The 15,060-nt window shown below is 72.2% G+C and carries 15 protein-coding genes; 2 read left to right on the top strand and 13 right to left on the bottom strand.

Annotation, left to right across the window (positions count from 1 at the left end):
* Positions 1-21: 21 nt before the first annotated feature.
* Positions 22-918, bottom strand: coding sequence for a DMT family transporter (locus tag ABZW18_RS19680; RefSeq protein ID WP_356189001.1), 897 nt, complete (start codon positions 916-918; stop codon positions 22-24).
* Between ABZW18_RS19680 and ABZW18_RS19675 the strand changes: the two genes are divergently transcribed.
* Positions 917-2,371 (top strand): PLP-dependent aminotransferase family protein, encoded by a 1,455-nt coding sequence (locus ABZW18_RS19675; protein ID WP_356188999.1) that lies wholly within the window; start codon positions 917-919, stop codon positions 2,369-2,371. The two genes, ABZW18_RS19680 and ABZW18_RS19675, sit on opposite strands and share 2 nt — an antisense overlap.
* 136 nt (positions 2,372-2,507) lie before the next feature.
* On the opposite strand, the gene ABZW18_RS19670 is transcribed toward ABZW18_RS19675, so the two are convergent.
* From ABZW18_RS19670 to infC, 9 genes are all read right to left on the bottom strand, one after another.
* The gene (locus ABZW18_RS19670) at positions 2,508-3,401 is read right to left on the bottom strand and encodes an SRPBCC family protein (protein ID WP_356188998.1); all 894 of its coding nucleotides are present in this window, start codon (positions 3,399-3,401) and stop codon (positions 2,508-2,510) included.
* Positions 3,398-3,739 (bottom strand): metalloregulator ArsR/SmtB family transcription factor, encoded by a 342-nt coding sequence (locus tag ABZW18_RS19665; protein WP_356188996.1) that lies wholly within the window; start codon positions 3,737-3,739, stop codon positions 3,398-3,400. Before ABZW18_RS19665 ends, ABZW18_RS19670 begins: the two co-directional genes overlap by 4 nt.
* 246 nt (positions 3,740-3,985) lie before the next feature.
* Positions 3,986-6,514: a phenylalanine--tRNA ligase subunit beta gene (gene pheT / locus ABZW18_RS19660; protein ID WP_356188994.1), complete on the bottom strand. Its 2,529-nt coding sequence runs from the start codon at positions 6,512-6,514 to the stop codon at positions 3,986-3,988.
* Positions 6,514-7,638, bottom strand: coding sequence for a phenylalanine--tRNA ligase subunit alpha (pheS, locus tag ABZW18_RS19655; protein ID WP_356188992.1), 1,125 nt, complete (start codon positions 7,636-7,638; stop codon positions 6,514-6,516). Before pheS ends, pheT begins: the two co-directional genes overlap by 1 nt.
* Positions 7,639-7,789: 151 nt before the next feature.
* Positions 7,790-8,920, bottom strand: a complete 1,131-nt coding sequence (locus ABZW18_RS19650; protein WP_356188990.1) for an ATP-binding protein — start codon at positions 8,918-8,920, stop codon at positions 7,790-7,792.
* A 44-nt stretch (positions 8,921-8,964) separates the two neighbouring features.
* Positions 8,965-9,819 (bottom strand): RNA methyltransferase, encoded by an 855-nt coding sequence (locus tag ABZW18_RS19645; RefSeq protein WP_356188988.1) that lies wholly within the window; start codon positions 9,817-9,819, stop codon positions 8,965-8,967.
* Between the two features lie 152 nt (positions 9,820-9,971).
* Positions 9,972-10,355, bottom strand: a complete 384-nt coding sequence (rplT, locus tag ABZW18_RS19640) for a 50S ribosomal protein L20 (RefSeq protein WP_006141703.1) — start codon at positions 10,353-10,355, stop codon at positions 9,972-9,974.
* Between the two features lie 101 nt (positions 10,356-10,456).
* Entirely contained in the window at positions 10,457-10,651 is a 195-nt protein-coding gene (rpmI, locus tag ABZW18_RS19635) for a 50S ribosomal protein L35 (RefSeq protein WP_014175142.1), read from the bottom strand.
* A 126-nt stretch (positions 10,652-10,777) separates the two neighbouring features.
* Complete coding sequence (gene infC / locus ABZW18_RS19630) at positions 10,778-11,425, bottom strand: translation initiation factor IF-3 (RefSeq protein WP_356189089.1); 648 nt, start codon at positions 11,423-11,425, stop codon at positions 10,778-10,780.
* Positions 11,426-11,808: 383 nt separating this feature from the next.
* Here infC and ABZW18_RS19625 point away from each other — a divergent pair, with 383 nt between their 5' ends.
* The gene (locus ABZW18_RS19625; RefSeq protein ID WP_356188986.1) at positions 11,809-12,198 is read left to right on the top strand and encodes a DUF1844 domain-containing protein; all 390 of its coding nucleotides are present in this window, start codon (positions 11,809-11,811) and stop codon (positions 12,196-12,198) included.
* A gap of 23 nt (positions 12,199-12,221) precedes the next feature.
* Here ABZW18_RS19625 and ABZW18_RS19620 read toward each other — a convergent pair whose 3' ends face one another.
* From ABZW18_RS19620 to mycP, 3 genes are all read right to left on the bottom strand, one after another.
* Positions 12,222-12,995, bottom strand: a complete 774-nt coding sequence (locus tag ABZW18_RS19620; protein ID WP_356189087.1) for an MIP family channel protein — start codon at positions 12,993-12,995, stop codon at positions 12,222-12,224.
* Positions 12,996-13,091: 96 nt separating this feature from the next.
* The gene (locus tag ABZW18_RS19615; protein WP_356188984.1) at positions 13,092-13,835 is read right to left on the bottom strand and encodes an SseB family protein; all 744 of its coding nucleotides are present in this window, start codon (positions 13,833-13,835) and stop codon (positions 13,092-13,094) included.
* A 22-nt stretch (positions 13,836-13,857) separates the two neighbouring features.
* Entirely contained in the window at positions 13,858-15,012 is a 1,155-nt protein-coding gene (gene mycP, locus ABZW18_RS19610) for a type VII secretion-associated serine protease mycosin (protein ID WP_356189085.1), read from the bottom strand.
* Positions 15,013-15,060: the final 48 nt, after the last annotated feature.

Below are 15,060 nucleotides of genomic sequence, written 5' to 3'. Positions count from 1 at the left end.
TGCACCCTTGCGTGCATCCGGTCAGGTCTGCGCGCGCTGGGTGACCACGACGCACACGAGTACGGCGAGAGCAGTGAGCGGGGCGGCGGCGGTGAGGTGTTCGCCCAGCAGCGACACGGACCAGACCAGGGTCAGCAGAGGCTGGGCGAGCTGGAGCTGACTGGCGCGGGTGACGCCGATCGCGGCCATCCCGCGGTACCAGAGCAGCAGGCCGAGGAACTGGGAGCCCGCGGCCACCCAGAGCAGTCCGATGACGGCGTGCGGGGTGAGCCGTACGGGCTCCGCGATCAGCGCGAGAGCCGCGGCGGGCACGGCCAGCGGCAGGCAGACGATCAGCGCCCAGCCGATGACCTGCCAGCCCGGCAGATGGCGGGCGAGCCGCCCGCCCTCCGTATAGCCCGCGGCGCACACCAGCAGTGCGGCGAAGAGGTAGAGGTCACCGGCGGTCGGTGCGCCGCCGCTCTGCAGGAGGGCGAAGGCGAGGACGGCGGCCGCTCCTGCGAGCGCGGCCAGCCAGAAGGTGCGGGAGGGCCGGGCCCCGGTGCGTACGGCGGAGAACGCGGCGGTGGTGAGCGGCAGCAGGCCCACGACCACCGCGGCGTGGGAGGTCGAGGACGAGGTCAGCGCGAGGGTGGTGAGGAGGGGGAAGCCGATGACGACGCCGGCCGCCACGACGAGCAGGCCGGGGAGGTGGCAGCGCTCGGGGAGCGGTACGCGCAGCGCCAGGAGGCAGCTGCCCGCGATGAGGGCGGCGAGGACCATGCGCACGGTCGTCACGGTCCAGGGGCCGAGGCCCTCCAGGGCCCAGGCCGTCGCCGGGAAGGTGAGGGAGAAGGCTCCGACGCCCAGGGCGGCGAGGAGGGTTCCGCTCCTCGCCGCTATCGCGAACGGAGCAGTAGCGCTATCTTGTACTGTCATGCAGGAGCGTAGCAGTGTTGCCGAGCTGGCCGATCTCCTGCGGAAAGAGGTCGACCGCTACTCGTCCGGCGAGAAGCTGCCGTCGAGCCGTGCACTGGTGGACCGCTATCGGGTGAGCCCGGTGACGGTCACCCGGGCGCTGGCCGTCCTGGCCGCCGAGGGGCTGGTCGTCACCCGCCCCGGTGCCGGGGCCTTCCGGGCGCAGCCGCGCCCCAAGGCTCCAGAGCCGGGCGATACGTCCTGGCAGGAGCTCTCCCTCAGCGCCGAATCGGCGGCGGCTTCCGGCGAACCGGTGCCGCGTAGCGTCGACGCCTCGGGAGTGCTCGCCACCCTCGCCGCTCCCCCGCCCGGCGTCATCGAGTTCAACGGCGGCTATCTGCATCCCGCCCTCCAGCCGGAACGTGCCCTGGCCGCCGCCCTCGCCAGGGCGGGACGCCGGCCGGGCGCCTGGGGCCGTCCGCCGATGGAGGGGCTGGCCGAGCTGCGCGCGTGGTTCGCCCGGGAGATCGGCGGGCCGGGCGGCCCGATCGGCGCCTCGGACGTCCTGGTGACCGCGGGCGGCCAGAGCGCCCTCACCACAGCGCTGCGCGCGCTCGCCCCGCCCGGGGCCGCCGTCCTCGTCGAGTCACCCACCTACCCGGGGATGCTCGCGGTCGCGAGGGCGTCCGGGCTGCGTCCGGTGCCGGTCCCGGTGGACGCCGAGGGCGTACGGACCGAACTGCTGGCCGCCGCCTTCCGCGCCACGGGGGCCCGGGTGTTCGTCTGCCAGCCGCTGTTCCAGAATCCGACCGGCGCCTTTCTGTCGCCGCAGCGGCGCAGCGGGGTGCTGCGGGCCGCGCGCGAGGCGGGGGCGTTCGTGGTGGAGGACGACTTCGCCCGCCATCTCGTCCACGAGGACGCCGGGACGCTGCCGCCACCGCTCGCGGCGGAGGACCCCGACGGTGTCGTCGTCCATGTCCGTTCGCTCACCAAGGTCACCTCCCCCAGCCTGCGGGTCGGCGCACTCGCCGCCCGCGGTCCGGTGCAGTCCAGACTGCGGGCCATCCAGGTCGTCGACAGTTTCTTCGTCCCGCGACCGCTCCAGGAGGCCGCCCTGGAGCTCGTCGGGGCACCGGTGTGGGGCCGCCATCTGCGCGCTGTCGCCGCGGAGCTGCGCACCCGACGCGAGGCGATGGCCACGGCCGTACGCCGGGAGCTCCCGGACCTCCGCCTCGGCCATGTCCCCTCGGGCGGCTACCACCTGTGGCTGCGGCTGCCCGACGGCGCGGAGGAGGACGCGGTGGTCGGCGCCGCCCTCCGAGCGGGCGTGGCGGTCGCGCCCGGCAGACCGTACTCCGCGGCCGAACCGCCTGCCCCTTACCTGCGGCTGAGCTTCGCGGGCGTGGCCGGTACGGGGGAGATCGCGGAGGGCGTACGCCGACTCCGCACGGCCTGCGCCGAGGTGATCGGCTGACATCGCATCGCGGGCCGCGGCGCCCTCCGGCCGGCGCTGCCCCACCGCTCGGGGCAGGACACAGTGGGTCGGGGGCGGGCGGCCGGCCCGGGGCTGCCCGCCGCGCGGCCGCCACGGGATCAGCCCGGTTCAGCGTTCAGCGGGGCAGTCCGCGCAGGTCCTCGGCGAGCCGGGCGATCCGTTTCCGCCAGGCCGCCAGAGCGGTCGAGCGGTCGGCCCGATGGCCGCCCGGACCGGTCTGGGTGAGGACGAGGCGGGCGCCGTGCCCCGTACCGCTGGAGAGTTCCCAGCGGACCCGGCCGCCCGTGTGTCCGCCGGTCCGCCACTCGTACTCCAGCAGCGCCGGCGCCTTGACCGAAGTGACCGCTCCGGCGGGCACCTTGGCGCTGGTGAACGACTGCGGCACCGGGCCGCCGACCTCGGGCCCCGCGGACTCCTCACCGGTGAGCAGCGTCCACACCTTCTCGGCCGGCTGGGTGAGCTGCCGCTCGAAACGGACGAGCCAGCCGTCGGCGGTCTCCGAGACGGTCCCGCTGTCCAGGCCGAACTTCTCGAAGTACGCGTCGTGCAGCTCCGCCACGGGGTAGCCGGGCTCGACCGGCCGGCCGTCGACCACCGCCTCCATCGCGTCGAGGCAGACCTGCCAGCCGCTCGCGTAACTGGCGGCGGCGTAACGGTCGTCGAAGACCTGGGTGAAGACCAGCAGACAGCCCGCGCCCTCGGGGCTCAGCTCGAAGCGCACCAGGTCCGCGCTCTCCCGGCTCATCTCCGCCGGGGCGTTGGTGCTGAAGGCGAAGAGCCGGGGCGGGTCGAGCTCGGTGACGACCGCGTCCATGGCCGTGCCCCGCCCGTCGTCGAAGCGGATCCTCCCGCCAAGGCACAGATCGAGCTCGGTGGCCGTGAACGGGTACCACCGGCTGAGGTGTTCGGGCTCGGTGATGGCTCGCCAGACCTTCTCGGGCGGGTGCGAGAGCCTCCGCTCGATTCTCAGGACGGGGCGGCCTTCCACCGTGGTCAGCGTTTCCTTCATGACTGATCCTTCCGGTCGATGTCCGGCGGTGCGTCCGGCATCGAATCGAGGTGTCGTTCGAGTACGTCGAGCCGCTCCTCCCACAGGCGCCGGTAGGGGGCGAGCCAGGCGTCGACCTCCGCCAGGGGCTCGGGCCGCAGCTCGTACCACCGGCGCTGGGCGTCCCTGCGGACCTTCACGAGCCCGGCCTCGCGCAGCACCCGTAGATGCTTGGAGGTGCCCGGCTGGGTCAGTCCGAGGTGGTCGGTGAGTTCACCGACCAGGCGGGGGCGCTCCAGGAGCAGATCCAGGATCCGCCTCCGGGCCGGCTCGGCAAGCACATCGAAAGGTATGGCCACCTCTCGAACATACGCCTTCAGATATATAACTGCAATGGCATGTAGTGCGCCATGCAGATGGAGTGGCCGACGGAACCGGCACTACCCCGCCGGCGGGCCGCCTCCGCCGCGGCGCTGGTGCCCGTGGTCCCGGTCCGGGTGCGGCTCACCGGGCCCGGCGCGCCGGACAGGGTCATGGCAGCACGATGGGGTGCCCCCGGCGGACCGGGTGCACCCCATCGAATCGTTGCCGCGTGACGCAGGCTGCTACGCCCCGCGGAGCACGGCTCCGGTGCGCTCGGCGGCGGCCGTGACGGCGGCGTCGCGGGCCGTGGACGCCTCCTCCACGGTCAGCGTCCGGTCCGAGGCGCGGAAGCGCAGCGCGTACGCCAGTGACTTCTTGCCCTCGCCGATCTGCTCGCCGGTGAAGACGTCGAACAGCCGCAGTGACTCCAGCAGTTGGCCCGCGCCATCACGCAGCGCGGCCTCCACATCGGCCGCCGGAACGCTGTTGTCCACGACCAGCGCGACGTCCTGGGTGGCGACGGGGAAGGCGGAGACATGGGGAGCCTGGACGGTGTCGCTGCCCGCCCGCTCAAGGCGGTCGAGGTCCAGCTCCATCGCGCAGGTGCGCTCCGGGAGTCCCAGCGTCTTGACCACCCGCGGGTGCAGCTCCCCCGCGAAGCCGACGATCTGCTCCGCTCCGTCGCTCAGCACGGACAGTGCCGCGCAGCGGCCCGGGTGCCACGGCCCGTACTGGCCCTGGCGGACCAGGAGTTGGACTCCCGCTTCGCGCGCGATCGTACGGGCCGCCTCGACGGCGTCCGCCCATTCGGCCGGGCGGCCCCTGCCCCACCAGCCGGACTGCTCGCGCGCCCCGGCGAGGACCACGGCGGCATGCCGGGGCTGCTCGGGCAGCGCCGCGTTCAGCTCGGCGATCTCCTCGTCCGTGGGGCGCCGGTCGACAGGCAGGATGGCGGCGCTGCGCGGTTCCTCACTCGCCCGGAAGACCAGGCCGGTCTCGAAGAGCGCGAGGTCGTGCGAGCCGCGCCCGTCGTTGCGCCGCAGCGCGCCGAGCAGGCCCGGCAGCAGCGCGGTGCGCAGCGCAGGCTCCTCGTCGGAGAGCGGGTTGACCAGCTTCACCACGCGGCGGGAGGGGTCCTCGGCGGCGAGGCCCAGGTCGTCGAAGACCGACTCGTTGATGAACGGGTAGTTCAGCGCCTCCACACAGCCCGCACCCGCGAGTGCGCGGCCGACCCGGCGGTGCAGTCGCTGCCGGCCGGTCAGGCCGCGGCCTGAGGGCGGCTTCGGCAGGGTCGACGGCAGGTTCTCGTAGCCCTCGAGCCGGATGACCTCCTCGGCGAGGTCGTTGGGGTCGCGGAGGTCGGGCCGCCAGCTGGGGGCGGTGACGATCAGCTCGTCCTGCCCGTAGACATCGCAGCCGACCTGCTGGAGGCGGCGGACGACGGTCTCGCGGCCGTACTCCACACCCGCGACCCGGTCGGGGTGGTCCGCCGGAATGCTGATGGTGCGTGGGCCGCTGGGCGTGACGACCTCGGTTACGCCGGCTTCGGCCGTGCCCCCGGCGAGCAGGACCAGCAGGTCGACGGTCCGCTGCGCCGCCGCCGACGCGGCCTGCGGGTCGGCTCCGCGCTCGAAGCGCTTGGACGCCTCGGAGGACAGCTTGTGGCGGCGGGAGGTGCGGGCGATGGCGACCGGGTCGAAGTGCGCGGCTTCGATGATGACGTCGGTGGTGCCCTGCACCTCGCCGGTCTCCGGGTGGGTGACCGGGTCGGCGATCTCGGTGTCGGCACCGCCCATGACGCCCGCGAGCCCGATGGGGCCGGAGCTGTCGGTGATCACCAGGTCCTCGGAGTCGAGGACCCGCTTGGTGCCGTCGAGGGTGGTGAACCTCTCCCCCGGCGTGGCGCGTCGTACCCCGATCGGCCCGTCCAACCGCGACCGGTCGTAGGCGTGCAGCGGCTGGCCGAGTTCGAGCATCACGTAGTTGGTGATGTCGACGGTGAGCGAGATCGGGCGCATTCCGGCCTTCTCCAGCCGCCGCTGCAGCCAGATCGGGGAGCGCGCCTCGGGGTCGAGACCGGTGACCGTACGGGCGGTGAAACGGTCGCAGCCCACCGGGTCGGCGACCTTGACCAGATAGCCGTACGAGTTGGGCGCGGGCACGTCGAGCAGCGCCGGGTCGCGCAGCGGCAGGCCGTACGCGGTGGCGGTCTCGCGGGCGACGCCCCGCATCGACAGGCAGTAGCCGCGGTCCGGGGTGACGGCGATGTCGAGGACGTCGTCGACGAGCTCCAGCAGCTCGATGGCGTCGCTGCCCACCTCGTGCTCGGGCGGGAGCACGATGATGCCGTCGTGCTCGTCCGACATGCCCAGCTCGCTCACCGAGCAGATCATGCCCTCGGAGGTCTTGCCGTACGTCTTGCGCGCGGAGATCCGGAAGCCACCGGGCAGTACGGCGCCGGGGAGGACGACGACGACCTTGTCGCCGACGCGGAAGTTCCGGGCGCCGCAGACGATGTTCTGCGGCTCCTCGGTCCCTCCCCCAGCGTCGCCGACGTCCACCTGGCAGTAGCGGATCGGCTTCTTGTATTCCGTCAGTTCCTCGATGGCCAGCACCTTGCCGACCACCAAGGGGCCCTTGAGGCCGGTGCCGAGGTGCTCGACCCGCTCGACCTCGAGCCCTGCGGCGACGAGCTTGGCCTGTACGTCACGACCGGTCTCACCGGCCGGCAGGTCGACGTACTCCCGCAGCCAGGAAAGCGGGACCCGCATCAGATCTCCATCCCGAAAGGCCGGGTGAAACGCACGTCACCCTCGACCATGTCTCGCATGTCCTCGACGTTGTGGCGGAACATCAGCATCCGCTCGATGCCGAACCCGAAGGCGAATCCGCTGTACTTCTCCGGGTCGATGCCCGCGGAGATCAGCACCCGCGGATTGACCATGCCGCAGCCGCCGAGCTCGATCCAGCCCTCGCTGCCGCAGGTGCGGCAGGGACGGTCCGGGTTGCCGACCGACTCGCCGCGGCACACGTAGCACTGCATGTCCATCTCGGCGGACGGCTCGGTGAAGGGGAAGAAGTTCGGGCGGAGCCGGGTGCTCATGCCCTCCCCGAACAGGGCCTGCACCATGTGGTCCAGCGTGCCCTTGAGATCGGCCATGGTCAGGCCCTCGTCGATGGCGAGCAGCTCGACCTGGTGGAACACCGGGGTGTGGGTGGCGTCCAGCTCGTCCGTCCGGAAGACCCGCCCGGGGCAGATCACGTAGATGGGCGGCTCGCGGTCGAGCATGCTGCGGACCTGCACCGGCGAGGTGTGGGTGCGCAGCACGACACCGGAGTCCTCGTCCGCGCCCTTGGGGCCCTGGACGAAGAAGGTGTCCTGCATGGCGCGGGCCGGGTGGTCCGGCGGGAAGTTCAGCGCGTCGAAGTTGAACCACTCGGCCTCGGCCTCGGGGCCCTCGGCGACCTCGTAGCCCATGGCCACGAAGACATCCTCGATGCGCTCGGAGAGCGTGGTCAGCGGGTGCCGGGCGCCGGCCGGGGTGCGGTCGTACGGCAGCGTGACGTCCACTGCCTCCTCGACCAGTACGCGGTTGTCGCGGTCGGCCTCCAGCTCCTCCTGACGGGCCTTGAGGGCACGATTGACCTCACCGCGGGCGCCTCCCACCCGCTTGCCCGCGTCGGCCTTGGCGTGTGGCGGGAGCGCGCCGATCTCTCGGTTGGCCAGCGCCAGTGGCGAGCGGTCGCCGGCGTGGGCGACCTTGGCCTCGCGCAGAGCCTCGAGGTCGCCGGCCGCGGCGATGGCGGCGAGCGCCTCGTCGCGCATGCGGGCGATCTGTTCCGGTTTCAGTGCCTCGACCTCAACAGGGTCGTACGACTTATTGGGTGCCGACATCTCTTCCCGTGTTTCCGATTGGCTGGGTGGCGCTGCCCACGCTCGGTGGCAGGGCTGCCGAGGCTGCCCGGGGTGCCAAAGGTCGAGTCTACGGGGCGCGAGGCGGGGGTGCTCCCACCGGAGGTGGGGGGCGGAGGAGCCCGGGGGACGCTCAGGTCATGAAGGCCGGCGTGCCCACGGGCAACGTAAATCGGAACTGGGCGCCGCCGCCGGAGGCCCGGCCGACCTCGATCGTGCCGCCGTGTGCCTCCACGATGCCCTTCACGATGTACAGGCCCAGCCCGGTGCCGCCGCGCTTGCTGCCCCGCCAGAAGCGGGTGAAGACGCGGCTCATCGACTCCTCGGGGATGCCGGGGCCTTCGTCGCTCACGGTGACTGCCGTTCCTTCTGCGGTACGGGTGGGGGCGGGTGCCACCTCAATGGTGACCCTTCCTTCGCCGTGGCGCACCGCGTTTTCCAGCAGATTGGCCAGCACCTGGTCGACCTTGTCCGGGTCGGCCCACAGGTCGGGCAGCGGCCGCACCAGGGCGATCCGGAAACGATCGGGGTCCTGACCTGCTCCGATGTGCCCCTGTACATGCCGGTGCACCGCGGTCGGCATGTCCACCGGCTGGCGGCGGATCTCCAGCCGGCCGGAGTCGATCCGGGAGATGTCGAGCAACTCGGCGATCAGCCTGGTGACCCGGTTGGCGTCGGCGTCCACGGTCTCCAGCATCAGCTTCTTCTGGTCCTCGGTGAACCGCTCCCACTTGGCGAGCAGTGTCGCGGTGAACCCTTTCACCGACGTGAGGGGGGAGCGCAGCTCATGGGCGACGGTGGCGATCAGCTCGGCGTGGCTGCGTTCGGTGCGGCGGCGCGCCTCGGTGCCGCGCAGCGAGACCACCAGCCGGTGCACCGGCCCGGTGGGCCGGCTGCGTACATAGCGCGCGGAGACCAGCACCTCGCGGCCGCCGGGCAGCAGCAGATTGCGCTCGGGCTGCCCGATGCGGGTGGCGAGGCCGCCGTACGGATCGGTAACGGTCCACCAGCGGCGGCCGTCGAGGTCCTCCAGCGGCAGCGCGCGATCCACCGGCAGGCCGATCACGTCCTCGGGGCGGCGGGCGGTGATCCGGGCCGCCGCGGCGTTGAAGCAGAAGACCCGGCCGGTCTCGTCGGCCACGATGAGGCCGTCAGGCAGGTCGTCGGGGCTCAGACCGAGTGGCATGAGGCCGGGGTCCCAGGCGGCGAGGGAGCCGGGTGCGTTCGCACCATCCGTGCGCGGAGCCGAAGTTCCGACGTCCATATCCCCACACCCCCCTCTTTACGGCCCCCCGGGCCGCAACCCTACTAGTTCGAGGTGACGGAGCGGCACCCTCCGGAAGCACGCTGCGCACGAGCGGATGCATAGAGGCACACGGCGGCAGCGGTAGCGAGATTGAGGCTCTCGGCCTTGCCGTGAATGGGGACGCGTACGACCTCGTCCGCGAGGGCCCGGGTCTCCTCCGGCAGGCCCCACGCCTCGTTGCCGAAGATCCAGGCGGTGGGGCCGCCGAGGACGCCCTCGTCGAGTTCGGTGTCGAGGTCGCGCTCGCCCGCGCCGTCGGCGGCGACGATCCGTACTCCGGCGTCCCTGAAGCCCTGTACGGCCCGCTCGACGGGCACACCCACCGCGACGGGGAGGTGGAAGAGGCTGCCGACCGAGGCCCGTACGGACTTGGGGTTGTAGAGGTCGACGGAGGCGTCGGTGAGGACCACGGCGTCGGCTCCGGCGGCATCGGCGCAGCGCAGTACGGTCCCCGCGTTGCCGGGGTCGCGGACGTTGGCGAGGACGGCGACGAGCTTCGGGCGGGCCGCGAGAATCCCCTCGAACGGCGTGTCCAGGAACCGGCAGACACCGACGAGCCCTTGCGGGGTCACGGTCTGCGAGATCTCGGCGACGACCTCGTCGGCGGCGCTGTGGACGCGCGCTCCGGCGGCGTGGGCAGCCTCGACGATGTCCGCGTACCGCTCGGCGGCATCGGCGGTCGCGAAGAGCTCGGTCAGGGTGGGCTCGCCGCCGCTGCGGTGGAGGGCCGCCTCGCGTACGGCCTGCGGGCCCTCGGCGATGAACCGGCGCTCCTTCACGCGGAAGTTGCGGCGGGCCAGCCGGCGGGCGGCGGCGACGCGGGGGGAACGCGGGGAGATCGGCTCGGCGGGGCCCATCGGCGGCGGCTCACTCCTTGGAACTGTTTCGGACTTCTTCGACTGCCGTGCGGACTGCGGACGGGGCGGCGTACGGGAAGGGGCGGCTGCAAAAAGCGGCGGACCCGCAGGCCGGGGCCTGCGGGTCCGTTCACGCTCGGGGTGCGCCTCGGTCAGGCGGCCTTCGGCGCGTTCACGTCGCTCGGCAGCGCCTTCTGCGCCACCTCGACGAGTGCGGCGAAGGCATTGGCGTCGTTGACCGCGAGCTCGGCGAGGATCTTGCGGTCGACCTCGACGTTGGCAGCCTTCAGACCCTGGATGAAGCGGTTGTAGGTGATGCCGTTGGCGCGGGCGGCGGCGTTGATCCGCTGGATCCACAGCTGCCGGAAGTCGCCCTTGCGCTTCTTGCGGTCGTTGTAGTTGTAGACCAGGGAGTGGGTGACCTGCTCCTTGGCCTTGCGGTACAGGCGGGAGCGCTGGCCACGGTAGCCACTGGCCTGCTCGAGGATCGCCCTGCGCTTCTTGTGGGCGTTTACTGCCCGCTTGACGCGTGCCACTTGTTAACTCCTTGTACGGGGCCGCGGGGTGACTCACGCGGCCCGGAATCGAATAGGTCCCGGTGCCCGACGTTCGCCCCTGAGATTCGGGGGCGGTGACATCACTTGCCGAGAAGCTTCTTGATCTTCTTGGCGTCGGCCGGGGCCATCTCGGTCTTGCCGGCAAGGCGGCGCGTCAGCGTGGACGGCTTGTGCTCGAGAAGGTGGCGGCGACCGGCGCGCTGGCGCATCACCTTGCCGGAGCCGGTGAGCTTGAAGCGCTTGCTGGCACCACTGTGCGTCTTGTTCTTCGGCATGTCGCCGTCTCTCCTCGTCGGTGGCGCTTCCGGTTCGGTCAACCGGTGAAACCGGCATGCGAAAGCGTCAGCTGTCTGGGTCGGGTCCGGGGCAGCTGCCCCGGGGCGGGCCTTGCGGCCCCGGTGTCACGCCTCGGCGGGGTGCTCGGAAGGCTCCTCGAGCGAGTCCGAGTGGCCCGGGGACTGGTCCATGTGAGCAACCCCCTGGCGCTCCGCCTTACGGGCGGCCTGCGCCTCGCGGGCTTCGGCCATTGCCTCGGTCTTCTTCTTGTGCGGACCGAGAACCATGATCATGTTTCGACCGTCCTGCTTCGGGTTGGACTCCACGAAACCGAGGTCCTGGACGTCCTCCGCCAGCCGCTGCAGCAGCCGGAAACCCAGCTCGGGGCGGGACTGCTCGCGCCCACGGAACATGATCGTGATCTTGACCTTGTCGCCCTGCTTGAGGAACCGGACGACGTGACCCTTCTTGGTGTCGTAGTCGTGCGGGTCGATCTTCGGCCGGAGCTTCATCTCCTTGATGACCGTGTGCGCCTGGTTCTTGCGCGCCTCACGGGCCTTCATGGCCGACTCGTACTTGAACTTGCCGTAGTCCATGAGCTTGCACACGGGCGGGCGGGCGCTCGCCGCGACCTCGACGAGGTCGAGGTCGTACTCCTGCGCAAGCTCCAGTGCCTTGGCAAGCGGCACAATGCCGACCTGCTCGCCACTGGGACCGACGAGTCGCACCTCGGGGACTCGGATCCGGTCGTTGATGCGGGGCTCGGCGCTGATGGGGCCTCCTCGGTTGCACCACGCGAATGTCTGGCGGACAGCCGCGTACGTCTGTCTGTCGACCCCCGCACCCGGACGTGAAAAACGCCCCGGACGGGACACAGGCGGGGCTCCTCACGAACCGGAACACCGCCGCGTCTTACCGCGGGGCGCATCGGGCAGCTCCACGTCGTCCGTACGGAACGACGGGCCCTGCCTGACCGGTGACCCGCCGACCTCAGAGGTCGGCCAGGTGGGAGATCGGAGCCTCCACTTGCGGGCCGGGCACATGCATGTCCGGCCGGTCAATCAGTAAGCATACCAGCGTCCGGGGGCGGCCCCCACTCGAGCCGGTGAGGGCCATAGGCTGAGGCCAACCGCCCACCGAAAGTGAAGCCAGAGCCATGAGCGACGCCACCCCGCCCCCTGAGCAGCCGAAGCCCGAGAAAGAGGGGCAGGCGCCCGACTTCGACACGATGACCCGCGATATCGCGGACGTGCCCGCCGTCGAGGTGATCACCACGGTCGCCGTGCACCTGATGAGTGCGGCCGCGGTCAACCTGGGCCTCGCCGAGGAGGGTAAGGACCACAAGGACCTGGACGAGGCGCGGAAGCTGATCACCGCGCTGGCGGGACTGGTCACCGCCAGCGCGACCGAGGTGGGCTCGTACCACGCCTCGCCGCTGCGGGACGGGCTGAAGTCGCTCCAGCTGGCCTTCCGCGAGGCGTCCGTGGTGCCGGACGAGCCTGGCCAGGGGCCGGGCGAGAAGTTCACCGGGCCTCTCTACAGCTGACCCGGGTATACGGCTGACCCGGTCTACGGCTGATCCGGCTTGGCGTCCGGCGGGGGCACGTCCGGCCCCGGAGGGTCCTGCTCGGGCGCCCCGGTCGCCGCGCGGGTGACGCCGACCGGTTCGGCGGGGTGCGTGAAGCCGTGCACCAGCGCGGCGAGCGCCCCGCCGACCAGGGGTGCGATCAGGAACAGCCAGATCTGCGCGAGCGCGTCCGCGCCGGCGAAGAGCGCGGGGCCGAAGCTGCGCGCCGGGTTCACCGACGTGCCGGTGAGCGGGATGCCGACCAGGTTGGTGACGGCCAGGGCCAGACCGATCGGCAGCCCTGCGAGGCCGACCAGCACCAGATTGCGGGTCACCGTCAGATAGACGTAGACCACCAGGAAGGTCAGCACGATCTCGGTGACGAACGCGCCGAAGATGTTGATTCCCACCGCCGACCGGTACCCGTAGCCGTTGGTGCCGAAGGCTCCGGTCGTCTCGAGGCCCGGCACCTGCTTGGCCACCATGAAGAGCAGCGCGGCGCCGGCGACGGCACCGACGAGCTGCGCGATCACATACTCCAGGGCCTTCCGGGGCGTGATGCGGCGGACGAGCAGGAAGCCGAGGGTGACCGCCGGGTTGAGGTGGCAGCCGGACACCGGGCCCAGCGCGTAGGCAAGCGCGAGCAGGACGAAGCCGAAGGCCAGTGCGATGCCGACGGTACCGACGTACTCGGCGCCGAGGACGGCCGAGCCGACCGCGAAGAACACGAGCAGCAGGGTTCCGAGGAATTCCGCCGCGACCGTGCGCGTATCGATCGGCTGCGCCCTGCCGGTCGTGCGCGTCGTCGTCTCGGCCATCTCGCCTCCTCAGCAAAGATCACAAAGTCTCCTTGCATTGTGGGGCGAATCAGATCAAGACGCCTGTCGGACGAAGAGCGGTTCCCCGGGGAGCGCGGTGTCCGGGGGCAGCAGCGCCAGGTCCAGGCCGCGTACGAGCCGGGCCCGCAGCACCTCGTCCCCGGCCAGTGCGGCCGCGACCCGCTGCGCCACCTCACGGGCCGGCGCCTCCGGCGCGAGGCCGAGTGCCAGGGTGCCGTCGGCGCCGCCGCCCGGGGCGAGGTGGGCCAGCAGCACGCCGGGCTCACCGGCCAGCACGGTCCGTACGGCCTCGGCTACGGCCGGGTCGGCCAAGGGGTCGGCGCTGTCCCGGCCCTCGGCGAGGGCGAGCAGCGCGGGTCCGGTCAGCTGGTACGGCACCGGTCCCGCGAGATCGAGTACGACGGTGTCGGCCTGTTCGTGGGCGGCGGCCTGCAACGCCCGGTGCAGCGGTACGGCCACCGGGCGGGCCTCGGGGTCCCAGCGGGCCAGGGACGCGGTGGAGGTGAACGCGGGCAGCGCCCGGCGGCCGCCGGGGCCCTCCAGGGTCGGCACCGCCATGTCGCTGGTCTTCTCGCGCCGCAGCCCGTCGGGTCCCATCTCCACCTCACCGAGGACGGCGACCACCGGCACGAGCAGCCGGGCGGCGGGCAGGGCGGACAGCACCTGCGGTTCCGCGGCACGGTCCTCGGCGTACGCGGCCAGCGCCGCCGCAAGCCGGGGGTCGGCATTGCCGTCGTCGTCGGAGAATCCGGAATCCGGGATGTTCTTGAGCGCCACGGAAGGAGGGTATCGGCCCGGGTCAGCGGAACTGTCCGGGCGTCCTGCGGCGGCCTGCCTGCCAGAGTCCGACGGCGCCGACCACGAGGACCGCGCCCACGCCGCCCGCGATCGGCGCGAGCACACCCGTCGCGGCGCCCGCGACGCCGTCCTCGTCGGGTCCGGCGCCGAAGTAGCGCTGCTCGTACGGTGCGGAAGCCGGCTGCTGCGGACGGGCCTTCAGCTTCCCGCCCGCCTTGATCGCCGCCGCCGGGTCGACCAGTCCGGCGCCGCGGTCGTCGCTGCGCCCGCCCTCGGGTCTGTTGCGCGCGGTGTCGACGAGAAGCTTCTTGATCTGGACGGGGCTGAGGTCCGGGTGCGCGGAGCGGACGAGCGCGACGGAGCCGGAGACGAAGGCGGCGGCGGCGCTGGTGCCCCAGCCCTCGTAGTAGCGGCGGTCCGGGTCGGCGATGACGACATCGTCGCCGGGTGCGCAGACCGTGGCATACCAGCGGCGGGTGGAGAAGGGCGCGCGGTTGCCGTTCCGGTCGACCGCGGTCACGGCGATCACGCCGGGATAGGCGGCCGGGTAGGAGATGTGGTCGCCCTCCTCACCGCCGTTGCCCGCGGAGGCGACCACGACGGCGCCCTTGCTCAGCGCGTACTGGACGGCGGAGTCCTCCTGGGGCTCGGGATGGGCCGACTTGCTGTCGTCACCGAGCGAGAGGTTGATCACGTCGGCGCCGTGGTCGGTTGCCCAGCGGATGCCCTCGGCGAGCGCGCTGCCCCGTACCCCGCGGGCCTTCTTCCGGGCCGGATCGCCGTCCTCGAGGATCACCCGGACCGGAAGGATCTTCGCCTCGGGGGCGACACCGAGGACGCCGTCCTGGCGGCCGGGGCCGTGGCCCCCGCCCGCGATGATTCCGGCCATGGCGGTGCCGTGCCGCGCCCAGGGCCGGTCACCGCGGCCGGCCCCGAAGCCGACCAGGTCCTTCCCCGGGAGGACTTGGCCCGCGAGGTCGGGGTGCTGGTCGTCGACACCGGTGTCGAGGACGGCGACGGTGACGTCCTCGCCCTTGGTCAGGCGCCAGGCGTCCTCGACCCTGATCGCGTCGAGGGCCCACTCCTGGCTCCGTATGGCGTCGGCCTGGGCGGGTACGGCGGGCAGCAGGGCGAGCGCGGCGGAGGTGCTGATCAGCGCGGCGGCGCGGGCCCAGCGGCGGGGTCCGGCGCCGACGACCGTCCG

The organism is Streptomyces sp. NPDC004647, from assembly GCF_040609575.1.
Classification (GTDB): domain Bacteria; phylum Actinomycetota; class Actinomycetes; order Streptomycetales; family Streptomycetaceae; genus Streptomyces.
This window is presented reverse-complemented; position numbering and strand designations above follow the sequence as displayed.

Excerpts from the sequence above, each read along its gene's own strand:
- ABZW18_RS19670 (WP_356188998.1), bottom strand. The coding sequence starts at position 3,401 with ATGAAGGAAACGCTGACCACGGTGGAAGGCCGCCCCGTCCTGAGAATC.
- ABZW18_RS19650 (WP_356188990.1), bottom strand. The coding sequence starts at position 8,920 with ATGGACGTCGGAACTTCGGCTCCGCGCACGGATGGTGCGAACGCACCC.
- ABZW18_RS19625 (WP_356188986.1), top strand. The coding sequence starts at position 11,809 with ATGAGCGACGCCACCCCGCCCCCTGAGCAGCCGAAGCCCGAGAAAGAG.
- ABZW18_RS19680 (WP_356189001.1), bottom strand. The coding sequence starts at position 918 with ATGACAGTACAAGATAGCGCTACTGCTCCGTTCGCGATAGCGGCGAGG.
- rpmI (WP_014175142.1), bottom strand. The coding sequence starts at position 10,651 with ATGCCGAAGAACAAGACGCACAGTGGTGCCAGCAAGCGCTTCAAGCTC.
- ABZW18_RS19675 (WP_356188999.1), top strand. The coding sequence starts at position 917 with ATGCAGGAGCGTAGCAGTGTTGCCGAGCTGGCCGATCTCCTGCGGAAA.
- pheT (WP_356188994.1), bottom strand. The coding sequence starts at position 6,514 with ATGCGGGTCCCGCTTTCCTGGCTGCGGGAGTACGTCGACCTGCCGGCC.
- ABZW18_RS19645 (WP_356188988.1), bottom strand. The coding sequence starts at position 9,819 with ATGGGCCCCGCCGAGCCGATCTCCCCGCGTTCCCCCCGCGTCGCCGCC.
- pheS (WP_356188992.1), bottom strand. The coding sequence starts at position 7,638 with ATGTCGGCACCCAATAAGTCGTACGACCCTGTTGAGGTCGAGGCACTG.